The organism is Edaphobacter paludis (genome assembly GCF_039993895.1).
In the GTDB taxonomy this organism is placed as follows: domain Bacteria; phylum Acidobacteriota; class Terriglobia; order Terriglobales; family Acidobacteriaceae; genus Edaphobacter; species Edaphobacter paludis.
This window is the reverse complement of record NZ_CP121194.1, coordinates 1,341,743-1,352,161: the sequence shown is the minus strand read 5'-3', so window position 1 is coordinate 1,352,161 and position 10,419 is coordinate 1,341,743. Positions and strand designations below refer to the sequence as shown.

The following is a 10,419-nucleotide window of genomic DNA, read 5'->3' as shown; positions in this document are numbered from 1 at the left end:
GCCTCAGCAATCCTTCAGGTTCGTTAGAACTGCATGCCCATCATCTGCTGGTACGCCGCCACCGCCTTGTTGCGCACCTGCAACGCCAGCTCAAAAGCCATATCAGCCTTCTGCGTCGCGATCATCGCGTCATGAATCTCTACCCCCTGCCCTGTCAACACGCCGGTCACTGCCTGCGAAGCTTTCTTGTCCAAAGCACTCGTCTGCTGCACCATCGTTTGAAACATCCCGGCAAAGGGCGCGTCACCCGCGCTCGCTGCTGTATTCGTTGTGGTATCCAGAAAGCCCGCGGATCCGGCCCCACCCTGAATCCCCTTCATCACCCCGGCAATTGTTCCAGCGTCAATCATTGTTCAAGCCCCTTTTGCTTTTCTCTACTTCAAAATGTCCAGTGATGACGTGACCATGTTCTTCTCTGCCTGAACTGCGGAAGCATTCATCCCATACGATCGTGTCGCGCCCATCAGGTCCGTCATCTCCGTCAGCGGATTGATGTCCGGATAAGCCACAAATCCATCAGGTCCCGCATCGGGATGCTGCGGATCGTATCTACGCAGCGGAGCGCTGTTGTCCGCGATCACTCCCGTTACCGCAACCCCGCCTGGTGTTTCACCCGCTGCGGTTACGTCGCCGGACAAGCTGCTAAAACCGGAACCGAACCCATCAGCCCCATCGCTGAGAACGCCACCCATCTGGCTCATCAATGAGTGCTGAAAACTCGCATCACCCTCCGCCTCGAAGACCACATGATGCCGCTGATAAGGGCCGCCCTCCGGTGTCCGTGTCGTCTCTGCGTTCGCCATATTCGAGGCGACCACTTCAGCCCGCACCCGCTCTGCCTTCAACGCCGACGCACTTACATCCATCACGCCAAATAAATTCATTGCCTACTTCGCCTCCGCGTGAATTGCATCCATCACATTCGTAAATTGCTGCTTCAGCAGTTCCACGCCCAGCCGAAACTGCAACTGTGACTTCGCCATCTGCATTCCTTCGCGATCCATCGAGACATTGTTGCCATCCGGCCGCGCCACCAGACCGTCAACATCCTGCACCGTCGCCCCCGCACCAAAGTCCGCCTGCTCGCTGCCATTCATCTGTTGCATAAACTGCTGCTCAAAATTGAAGCCCTCAGTCTTATAGCCAGGCGTATCGACATTGGCCATGTTGCTCGCCGTCAACTTCATCTGCTCGCTGGTCAGATCCAAATACCGGTTCAGCGCATCGCTCAAAGGAGTAGTCACTTCCATACTCGTCACCTCCACGCGATTACCTATGCAGGTCAACGCCCAAACAAAAGCGCCCTCGGATGAGAGCGCTCTTATCTATCGGCAAGTCACTGACTTTCTTTACCCTTTAATCCCGTGTTGCCCTGCGATATCGAATCTCTTCCGCGCCAATCTCCATCCTGTCACCGGAAAGAATCGCACCTCTCTCCAACACATGCATCAGCTCCCGCACATTTCCTGGCCAGTGATGCTCATGCAGCTTGGCCTCAGCCTCCACGCTCAACCGCTTCCGTGGCATCTCCTGCCCCATCTTCTCGAGGAAATGCTCGGCCAATGCACCAATATCTTCCATCCTGTCGCGCAGCGCAGGAACCTCCACCGGGAACACAGCGAGCCGATGATAAAGATCTAATCGAAATGTGCGCTCTTCGGATCTCTGCTGCAAGGGCTGATGCGTCGCCGCAATCACCCGCACATCCACGCGCACCGTCTCATTGTCACCTACGCGTTGCAACTCTCCGCACTCCAGAAAGCGCAGCATCTTCGCCTGCAACGCCATCGGCATCTCGCCAATCTCATCCAGAAACAGCGTCCCTCCATGTGCCGCCTCGATTCGTCCCGTTCGCGATTGCACCGCTCCAGTAAACGCACCGCGAGCATGACCAAACAACTCCGCCTCCAGCAGAGCCTCTGGAATGGCCGCGCAATTCAGCACCGCAAACGGCTTCCCCGCGCGTTCACTTAATCTATGCAACGCCCGCGCTACAACCTCCTTGCCCGTCCCCGTCTCCCCTTCGATCAGCACCGTAGTCGAACGCGGAGCCACCAAACGAATCAATCGCGCCAGCTCCCGCATCGACTCGCTCGAACCCACCATCTCTGGCAACAGAACGTTATCCTGCAATGCATTTCCCGCAACACTCTCCTGCCGCAAAGGCTCATCGCCTCCCAGCAGAACCGAAAGTGCGCGCCTCGCCGCCTCCTGATCAAAATTCTTTGCTACCGCGGGCGCTCGTGCCGCAATCCGAGGCACAGACACAGGAGCAGCCTTCCACGCCGCCGTATCGTTCAGCGGAGCACTCTGCGCCTCCCGCAACGCATGGAGCAACTCGTTCCTCCTCGGACTGCGCGCCCCACCATCCACGCCGCCATCCACCCGCAGCATCTCCATCGCCGGATACATCATCCTCACCTGCCCGGCGAACTCACCTACCTCGAGATCAGGTAGCCAGCTATCCACCAGCAGCGCCTCCGGGCGCGAAGCTTCCAACTGCGCCATCGCCTCAGCGCCGCCGCTCGCTTCACGCACCTGCCACCGCAGGTCCGTCAGCGATCGCCGCAACCGCTGCCGTAGTCCTGCATCCGCGCTCGCCAGCACAACCGTTCGCATTGCCGCATCCACTCCGCCCACACCCGCCAACATCACCTGTCCTGCGCCCATCTGATTCACCTCATCCTCTCCTGCTCATCTCGATCTGCCTGCAAAGCGCGCTGCAATATCCCACGCATTAACTCCACAGCCAGGTTTACCCGCGTACACTGCACCAAGGCTTCGGCAATCGCATTGCGCATAGCATCCGGGCCACCGATCAACTCGCCCATCGCCAGCCTGCATTGAAGAACCGTCAACGGTTGGCAAAGCTCGTGAAGCGCATCATCCATCCGCGCCGCAAGGCCTGCCTGGAGCTGTTTCCCCGCATCAGGCACTGGCAAATACCGCGCGCCGCGGAAACTCGTTGACCCGCTGCGACAGCCTTTTCACGCTGCCCATCTGATACCCCTCGCCGCGCACCGTCTCAATAACGGAGTATCCCGCATCGAGGCCTCCGCTCGCCGCGCTCAGTTTCTTTCTCAGGTAATTGATGTACACATCAACAACATTTGTCCCTGCATCCGGGGACATATGCCAGACCTCCTTGAGCAGCTCAGTCCGGCTACAGCATCGCCCGCGCCGCAACATCAGAAACTCCAGCAGGTTGAACTCCTTCACCGTCAACTCCACTCCAACTCCACTCCGCGCCACCCGCCGATCCATGCGGTTCAGTTCAACGTCACCGTGCCGCAGCATCGGATCGGCAAACTGCTCACGCCGTCGCAGCAGCGCCCGGCACCGGGCAGTCAACTCATGAAAGCTGAACGGCTTCAAGAGGCAATCATCCGCGCCGAGATTCAGGCACTTCACCCTCTCCTCAACCTGGCTCCGTCCGGTCAGCACCAGGACCGCCATCTCATTGAAACGGCCCTGCATCTCTGCCAGTACCTCGGTTCCGTCCTTCCGCGGAAGGCTCAGGTCCAGCACCATCAGGTCCGGGCGGTGCTCTTCGGCGTGGAGCAGTGCCGCCTCTCCGTCCCCGACCCACTCCACATCATGTCCCTCCAGCTTCATCCCCTTCTGTAGAAACGATCCCAAGGCCAAATCATCTTCAACAATCAATACCTGCATGTTCTTGCCTCCCAACCCGTCGTGTTCCAATCTCCGACGGCGTGTAACTACCTTGGTTGATCGGGAACGAGGTGACAAGGCGAATGTGAAATATTTTGCATGGGTCAATTTCAAAATGGGAATTATGGAATAAATGACCCATCTTTGGTACCTGCAAAAACGAGAAACTAATAAAGGTAAATGATTATCCCTTTGACTCATGTTGAGTGAAAGAGCATTATGGTTCGGTAATTAGAAAGAGTTTTAGCCATGAACGAAATAGACCAACTAATCGCTTCAATGAAAGAACAAGCACTGACACCGATAGCCTTCGCGGAACTTGCTTTTGACGTTGCTCACGCGACCCGAATAGCTCTCTCGCGCATTTCACCTGAGTTTGACAAGTTATATCTGGCGGAACTGGAGAGGCTGCGAGCGTCCAAGCATGTTGTACTCGTTCCCGATCCTCAAGAGACATCCGAGACATTTTCTCAAGCAACGCAGGCGAAATAGGAAGGCAATTCATGAATCTCTACTCTCTGGCTAAGAAATTCCCCAATGAAGATATGGCGCTGTTGCACTTGATAAAGACGCGCTGGCCTCATGGGGTTCGGTGCATAGCTTGTGACCATGACCGTTGCTGGCTGATCGAAGCTAAGGGAAAGACTGGTAAACCGCGCAAACTCTTCCAATGTGCGGAGTGTGGGCTGCAATTCAGTGCAACAGCCAATACGCTATTTCATGACTCTCACCTGCCACTAACGAAATGGTTTGCCGTGCTTTGCCTCATGGTGGAGGGGAAGAAAGGCATTTCAGCTAATCAGGTTCGGCGTCATGTTCCGATGAGCTACAAGACCGCTTGGTATGTATGTCATCGCATCAGAGAAGCCATGCAGGAAGATCCTAGCTTCAAGGTTGGCGGACCAGCTACAACTGTTGAAATGGATGAGATGTATGTTGGCGGCCGCAAACGGCTACACGGCGTGAAAGCAGGTAAGAACGCGAAAGCGGTAGTGCTCGGGTTGGCTGAACGCGATGGCCAGATTCACATGCAGCGCGTCAATCGGGCGTCATTGGAAAACATTCGGGAAACGGTAAACACCAAAATTGATCCTGAAACCCCAAAGATCGTGACCGACGGCAACCAACTCTACAAAGGCGCTATTCCCAGAGCAAAACACGAACGCGGCAACCATGCAGAAGAATTGAAAGATAAAAACTGGACGCGAACACAGACAGTCGAGAACGCCTTTTCACTCTTCAAACGGGGTATCGTCGGCAACTATCACAAACTCAGTGCCGACCATCTGGATCGTTACCTGGGTGAATTTTGTTGGAGATACAATCGCCGCAAGATGCAGCCTTGGCTATTCGATATGGCATTGACCAACATGCTCAACAAAAAGCCATTGCCCTATAAGGATCTGACGTTCTAGACTGCGGGTGACCGGAAACGGCGGATTGGAGGCTTTATCGGCCAAATTTTTGCTCGGTCCCGGCACCACGCAGTGCAAAGTAGTCACGGGGCCTACCCTTCCTCTACAGCGAGAGGCTGACTACAAAGCCGTTATTTACTAGTGATGACGCATCCTTCTGGTCTGGGTTGGATTACTCAGATTGGGTGAAAACTAAAAAGCCGTAAGGCAATGTAGACCTGCTGTGTTGAATCGCTGCCGTGGGTGGTTCCCGCGCAAAGGAATAGGTACCGGATTGTGTCTATTCTCAGAACCTATTTGTCCATTTTCTGGACACGTCTTTCAGCTATTTTTGCTCTCAAGGCTTCCGCTTCTTTGGTGGCTTTGGCCGCTTTCTCGACCTTTAGCTTTGCGCTTAGTTCCTTGACCGTCATGGGTTTCATGTTCACCATGCGGCGTAGAACAGCGTCAAATTTATCTTTATCGTAGAGAGTTTCGTCTTCCATGCGTTATTCTTCCGCGTATGAGCCAATCAGTCCAGTCTCGAATCCCCACCGATAAACTCGAAAAGCGTGTCTACGGAGTAAAGTGCTGGAACTGCGGAAGAATGCTCCAAGTTGACTTCGTGGATCTCCCCGCCGACGCTCAAATCGAAGAGTTGCGAACCAAACTAGAACAGGAACAAAAACTAGGGGGTTTCCAAACCTGCCCCTATCTTTGCGATGATGGCTCAACATGCGGTTCGACCACCCACGTAACAACGGAGAATGTCGAATTTGTGGGTTTGTCGGACTTGGAACCGACACCGTTCCTAAATGACCCTTTGCAGGGATAATTACAGTCGAAAAATAAGTTGACACAGTGGATGAAGCCTTTCCGTGTCAAGACTATTTCTACTTGTTTAGTGAGAACCCGCTCAACGTGAGTCAAAGGGATAATCATTTAAAGGTATTGCAATTCGCTTTTTATTCGCTACAATCTCCGCATGGCTATCACACGGCGACAAAAAGAGGTTCTCGACTTCCTCTCCGGCTTCACACAAAAGAACGGCTACTCACCGTCTTATGAGGAGATCGCCAGTGGCCTCGGCCTTAGTTCACTAGCCACCGTGCATAAACACGTCACCAATCTGCAAAACAAGGGGATGCTGCAACGCGCTCACAATCGCAGCCGCTCCATCGACGTCCTGCCTGCCCGAACCGGCAAAAAAGGCTCCGACCGCCTCCCCCTGCTCGGGCGCATCGCAGCCGGCCAGCCTGTGGAAGCCATCGAAACCGCGGAGAGCATCTCCCTCAACGACATCATCGGCAACCGCGAAGTCTTTGCCCTCGAGGTCCGCGGCGACTCCATGCGCGATGAGCACATCGTCTCCGGCGACTACGTCCTCGTCGAGCGCACCCGCACTGCCCGAGAGGGCGAGATTATTGTCGCCCTCATTGACGGCGCCGACGCCACCCTCAAGCGTTTCTATCGCGAAGGCAGCATGATCCGCTTGCAGCCATCCAACGCTGAAATGGCCCCCATCTATGCCCCTGCCGCCAACGTCAGGATCCAAGGCAAAGTGCTGGGCGTCCTCCGCAAATACGCCTGAGTGATCCTCAGAATCCTCTGACTCGTCGAGATACCGGTTGATACCGGCACTCATAATTGTGTGCGCTCCGAGCATTCCGGGAGCATTTTTCACATCGACAACGGAACCATCCTTCCACATTCTGCGTAAACTTCTCCGAGACGTTTCTTATTCAGTCCAATCAATGTTCCTCGGAGCAACCAAGTGGCGACATCGCAAAAAAATAAACGAAAATTATGGATCTGGGGCAGCATTGCCGTCCTGATCGTCGCCGCCGCCATCGGCATTGCCTTTGCCACCACTGGCAGCGGCACAAAAATAGATCCTTCCCAACTCGCCAAGGTTGAACGCGGAGACATCGCCCGATCAGTTGTCGCCACCGGTAAAGTCCAGCCCATCACCAAAGTCGAGGTCAAATCCAAAGCCAGCGGCATCGTCACCAAGCTGTTCGTCGACATCAACGCCCACGTCCATCAGGGCCAGTTGCTCGCCCAGCTCGATCAGATTGAAATTCTCGCCCAGGTCGAGGCCCAGAAGGCCCAGCTGGCCGCCGCTGAATCCAATGCCCACGCTGCCTCCGCCTCCATCGAGTACGACAAGGTCAACGCCGAAGCCCCGGACCTGCCGATGTACAAGAATACCTACGAGCGTGCATTGCAGATGACTAAAGAGGGTGTCGTCTCCAAGCAATCCCTCGACGATGCTCAGCAGAAATATCTCTTCGCCGCTAACACTCGCGATAAGGCTATCGCCCAGATCACGGTTGATGACTCCAAACTCCGCCAGGCTCAGGCCCAGGTGAACCAGGCCAAAGCCTCACTCCGGCAGCTTGAAGAACAGCTCAGCTACACCCTCATCACCGCGCCCATGGACGGGACTGTCCTCTCCCGCGACGTCGAAGTCGGCGATGCCGTCAGCTCCATCCTCGTCCTCGGCTCGACCGCGACCCTCGTCATGACCGTAGGCGACACGACCCAGGTTTACGTGCAGGGCAAGGTAGACGAGTCTGACATCGGCAAGGTTTATCTCGGCCAGCCCGCGCGCATCAAGGTCGAATCCTTCAAGGACAGAACCTTTTACGGCAAAGTCACCAAGATCGCCCCCCTCGGTGTGGAAAAGGACAACGTCACCACCTTTGAGGTGCGGGTCTCCATCGACAATCCCGGCGGTGAACTTAAGACCAATATGACCGCCAACGCCGAAATCATTCTTGAGGAGCACAAAAATATCCTCACCGTTCCCGAACAATCGGTTATCTACGATAAAGACCGCAATGCCTCCGTCGAAGTTCCCGATCCGAAACAGAAAAATGGCAGGCGCAAAGTCGCCATCAAAGCCGGCATCTCCAACGGCACCAAGACCGAGCTCCTCTCCGGCCTGAACGCAGGCGATCCCGTCATCCTCCAGCAATAGAAGATCAGGGCTTCGCCCCCAACTTAAGGAGTCCCCATGAAAATGCGCATCCTCACCGCCGCCGTCCTCACCCTCGCCGCAGCTACCGCTTTCGCCGCGGGCAAAGACTTCGACCGCACTCTCAACGTCACCGCCGCGCCCAGCGTCGCCATCTCCACCGGCTCGGGCTACATTCATCTGCGCCCCGGCTCCGACAATCAGGTCCATGTCGTCGGCCATGTTCATGCCAGCAATTCATGGTTCAGCGGCAACAGCGACGCTCGTGTCCAGCAGATTGCCAACAACCCACCTATCACTCAAAACGGCAACGACATTACCATTGGCGACAACCACTCCCACGAACTCTTTCAGAACATCAGCATCGACTACGAAGTCACCCTTCCTCATGCTTCAAACATTCGCGCCACCACTGGCTCGGGAGATGTTGAAATCCATGACGCAGGTTCTACCCTCAAGGCGCAATCCGGCTCGGGCACAGTTCGTGCCGAAGGCATTCCCGGCCCCGCAGACCTGCAGACCGGCTCAGGCGACATCTACCTTCAGCAAACCGCAAGCGGTGACGTCCGCGCCCAGACCGGCTCGGGCTCCATCCATCTCAATGGACTCTCGGGCGGACTCAAAGCCGGCACCGGCTCCGGAAACATCGAAGCCAGCGGCCAGCCGAACTCCGATTGGAAACTCGACACTGGCTCAGGCTCCATCCAACTGACCCTCGGCTCCTCTGCCCGTTACACTCTCAACGCCAGCACCGGCTCCGGTTCCGTCAATACGGCTCAACCCATCGCCATGCAGGGAGAAATTAATAAGCACCACGTCAATGGCACCGTCAACGGTGGCGGCCCCGTGATCCGCGCCAACACCGGTTCCGGCGATATTGATATCAAATAGTTAGAGCACTGTAACCTTGCCAGTCCCAAGGTCGTAGTATCCCGCTGCGACCCTCAACCCATCATCCTTGATTGCTTTGGCAATTACGGTTGAGCTCTCGCGCAGCAGGCTGGCCTGAAACCTGGCATTCGCCTTCACCGCAGACTCAACGTCCTCAATCTCTCTGATCGCCGGTACGATGTGTTGATAGAGCACGCTGATCTGTCCCGGGACCTCCTGCGCTTTCATCGCCGCACTCACCGCGCCGCACTTCGCATGCCCCAGCACCAGAATCACCTTGACCCCAAGCACAGCCACGCCATACTCCAGACTGCCAATAATCTCCGGAGTGATCATGTTTCCCGCCACCCGCGTCACAAACAGGTGTCCGATACTCTGATCGAAAACCAGCTCGGCTGGAACACGAGAATCCGCGCACGATAGGATTGCCGCAAACGGCTCCTGCTTTTCCACCGTCCGTTCCCGCAATATCTTGAGGTCAAGGTCAAATGAGGTGAGCTTTCCTGCCACAAACCGCTCATTACCCGCCGTCAATTCCCGTATCGCCTCATCCACCCCAATCGATGACTTCGCCTGCACCTCGACGCCACGGATCATCGCCGCACCTGCAACGCCACTCGCCGCAACAGCTGTCATAAACCTACGGCGCGTCCAATCATTGCTCCTCAAATCGCTCATCATTTGCCTCCTGAACGCCCGCACAGAGCTTACCGCAGTCCCGTCGATTATCGTTAAGAAATGGCATCCCCATCCCAACCCCGCCTCATCGTCTTCGATCTTGACGGCACTCTCATCGACTCCAGCGTCGATCTCTGCAACTCCATCAACGCCGCCCTGGCCCACTTCAATAAGCCGCCTCTCCCCGAGCCTGTCATCGCCAGCTACATCGGCGACGGCGCCTCCATGCTCGTCCGCCGCGCCCTCGGCGACCCCGAAGGCGACGTCCACGATGAAGAATACGTGGCCGAAGTCCTGACATATTTCCTCGACTACTACCGCATCCACAAACTCGACTTCACCTACCTATACCCCGGCGTTCTCGCCTCTCTCGAAGCCATCCGCGCAGCGTGGCCAGCAACCCTGATGGCCGTCCTCACCAACAAACCCGTCAACCCTTCACGCGACATCTGCGCCCACTTCGGCCTCACGCCATTCTTCTTCCAGAACTACGGCGGCAACAGCTTCCACACCAAAAAGCCAGATCCCCACGGCCTCCTCACCCTCATCGCCGAAGCCTCCGCCATCACCGGCCAAACGATCTCCCCGGCAGAAACCCTGATGGTCGGCGACTCCCATGTCGACATCCTCACCGCCCGCAACGCCGGAGCACGATCCATCGGCTGCACCTTCGGCCTCGCACCCCAGTCCCTGGCGACCACTCCACCCGACCACCTCGCCCACACTCCCACGGACTGGCTCACCGTTCTCGGCATCGATCCCTCCGCATAATTTCACTTTGACTCGCCACCTACCCCTTGCTAC

At 56.3% G+C, this 10,419-nt stretch carries 14 protein-coding genes; 6 read left to right on the top strand and 8 right to left on the bottom strand.

Annotated features, from left to right (window positions below):
* Window positions 1-23 precede the first annotated feature (23 nt).
* From fliE to P4G45_RS05560, 6 genes are all read right to left on the bottom strand, one after another.
* Window positions 24-350, bottom strand: a complete 327-nt coding sequence (gene fliE / locus P4G45_RS05585) for a flagellar hook-basal body complex protein FliE (protein ID WP_348268689.1) — start codon at window positions 348-350, stop codon at window positions 24-26.
* A 24-nt stretch (window positions 351-374) separates the two neighbouring features.
* Window positions 375-884 (bottom strand): flagellar basal body rod protein FlgC, encoded by a 510-nt coding sequence (gene flgC, locus P4G45_RS05580; protein ID WP_348268688.1) that lies wholly within the window; start codon window positions 882-884, stop codon window positions 375-377.
* 3 nt (window positions 885-887) lie between these two features.
* On the bottom strand, window positions 888-1,250 hold the full coding sequence (gene flgB / locus P4G45_RS05575) for a flagellar basal body rod protein FlgB (protein ID WP_348268687.1): 363 nt from the start codon (window positions 1,248-1,250) through the stop codon (window positions 888-890).
* Window positions 1,251-1,356: 106 nt separating this feature from the next.
* Window positions 1,357-2,670, bottom strand: a complete 1,314-nt coding sequence (locus tag P4G45_RS05570; RefSeq protein ID WP_348269218.1) for a sigma-54 dependent transcriptional regulator — start codon at window positions 2,668-2,670, stop codon at window positions 1,357-1,359.
* A 5-nt stretch (window positions 2,671-2,675) separates the two neighbouring features.
* Window positions 2,676-2,942, bottom strand: a complete 267-nt coding sequence (locus P4G45_RS05565) for a hypothetical protein (protein WP_348268686.1) — start codon at window positions 2,940-2,942, stop codon at window positions 2,676-2,678.
* Window positions 2,929-3,672: a response regulator transcription factor gene (locus P4G45_RS05560; RefSeq protein ID WP_348268685.1), complete on the bottom strand. Its 744-nt coding sequence runs from the start codon at window positions 3,670-3,672 to the stop codon at window positions 2,929-2,931. The genes P4G45_RS05565 and P4G45_RS05560 overlap by 14 nt, the downstream gene beginning before the upstream one ends.
* Before the next feature lie 249 nt (window positions 3,673-3,921).
* Between P4G45_RS05560 and P4G45_RS05555 the strand changes: the two genes are divergently transcribed.
* Window positions 3,922-4,164, top strand: coding sequence for a hypothetical protein (locus tag P4G45_RS05555; protein ID WP_348268684.1), 243 nt, complete (start codon window positions 3,922-3,924; stop codon window positions 4,162-4,164).
* A gap of 11 nt (window positions 4,165-4,175) precedes the next feature.
* Window positions 4,176-5,087 (top strand): IS1595 family transposase, encoded by a 912-nt coding sequence (locus P4G45_RS05550; RefSeq protein ID WP_348268683.1) that lies wholly within the window; start codon window positions 4,176-4,178, stop codon window positions 5,085-5,087.
* A gap of 293 nt (window positions 5,088-5,380) precedes the next feature.
* On the opposite strand, the gene P4G45_RS05545 is transcribed toward P4G45_RS05550, so the two are convergent.
* Window positions 5,381-5,572, bottom strand: coding sequence for a hypothetical protein (locus P4G45_RS05545; protein WP_348268682.1), 192 nt, complete (start codon window positions 5,570-5,572; stop codon window positions 5,381-5,383).
* Between the two features lie 479 nt (window positions 5,573-6,051).
* Between P4G45_RS05545 and lexA the strand changes: the two genes are divergently transcribed.
* The 3 genes from lexA (at window position 6,052) to P4G45_RS05530 (ending at window position 8,937) form a co-directional block, all read left to right on the top strand.
* On the top strand, window positions 6,052-6,657 hold the full coding sequence (gene lexA / locus P4G45_RS05540; protein WP_348268681.1) for a transcriptional repressor LexA: 606 nt from the start codon (window positions 6,052-6,054) through the stop codon (window positions 6,655-6,657).
* Between the two features lie 183 nt (window positions 6,658-6,840).
* Window positions 6,841-8,049, top strand: a complete 1,209-nt coding sequence (locus tag P4G45_RS05535) for an efflux RND transporter periplasmic adaptor subunit (RefSeq protein ID WP_348268680.1) — start codon at window positions 6,841-6,843, stop codon at window positions 8,047-8,049.
* Between the two features lie 36 nt (window positions 8,050-8,085).
* Window positions 8,086-8,937, top strand: coding sequence for a DUF4097 family beta strand repeat-containing protein (locus P4G45_RS05530; protein ID WP_348268679.1), 852 nt, complete (start codon window positions 8,086-8,088; stop codon window positions 8,935-8,937).
* On the opposite strand, the gene P4G45_RS05525 is transcribed toward P4G45_RS05530, so the two are convergent.
* On the bottom strand, window positions 8,938-9,573 hold the full coding sequence (locus P4G45_RS05525; protein WP_348268678.1) for a carbonic anhydrase: 636 nt from the start codon (window positions 9,571-9,573) through the stop codon (window positions 8,938-8,940).
* A 102-nt stretch (window positions 9,574-9,675) separates the two neighbouring features.
* Here P4G45_RS05525 and P4G45_RS05520 point away from each other — a divergent pair, with 102 nt between their 5' ends.
* Window positions 9,676-10,386: an HAD hydrolase-like protein gene (locus P4G45_RS05520; protein WP_348268677.1), complete on the top strand. Its 711-nt coding sequence runs from the start codon at window positions 9,676-9,678 to the stop codon at window positions 10,384-10,386.
* The last annotated feature ends 33 nt before the right edge of the window (window positions 10,387-10,419 follow it).

Excerpts from the sequence above, each read along its gene's own strand:
- P4G45_RS05570 (WP_348269218.1), bottom strand. The coding sequence starts at position 2,670 with ATGGGCGCAGGACAGGTGATGTTGGCGGGTGTGGGCGGAGTGGATGCG.
- P4G45_RS05555 (WP_348268684.1), top strand. The coding sequence starts at position 3,922 with ATGAACGAAATAGACCAACTAATCGCTTCAATGAAAGAACAAGCACTG.
- P4G45_RS05525 (WP_348268678.1), bottom strand. The coding sequence starts at position 9,573 with ATGACAGCTGTTGCGGCGAGTGGCGTTGCAGGTGCGGCGATGATCCGT.
- fliE (WP_348268689.1), bottom strand. The coding sequence starts at position 350 with ATGATTGACGCTGGAACAATTGCCGGGGTGATGAAGGGGATTCAGGGT.
- P4G45_RS05545 (WP_348268682.1), bottom strand. The coding sequence starts at position 5,572 with ATGGAAGACGAAACTCTCTACGATAAAGATAAATTTGACGCTGTTCTA.
- P4G45_RS05520 (WP_348268677.1), top strand. The coding sequence starts at position 9,676 with ATGGCATCCCCATCCCAACCCCGCCTCATCGTCTTCGATCTTGACGGC.
- P4G45_RS05560 (WP_348268685.1), bottom strand. The coding sequence starts at position 3,672 with ATGCAGGTATTGATTGTTGAAGATGATTTGGCCTTGGGATCGTTTCTA.
- P4G45_RS05530 (WP_348268679.1), top strand. The coding sequence starts at position 8,086 with ATGAAAATGCGCATCCTCACCGCCGCCGTCCTCACCCTCGCCGCAGCT.
- P4G45_RS05550 (WP_348268683.1), top strand. The coding sequence starts at position 4,176 with ATGAATCTCTACTCTCTGGCTAAGAAATTCCCCAATGAAGATATGGCG.
- lexA (WP_348268681.1), top strand. The coding sequence starts at position 6,052 with ATGGCTATCACACGGCGACAAAAAGAGGTTCTCGACTTCCTCTCCGGC.
- flgC (WP_348268688.1), bottom strand. The coding sequence starts at position 884 with ATGAATTTATTTGGCGTGATGGATGTAAGTGCGTCGGCGTTGAAGGCA.
- flgB (WP_348268687.1), bottom strand. The coding sequence starts at position 1,250 with ATGGAAGTGACTACTCCTTTGAGCGATGCGCTGAACCGGTATTTGGAT.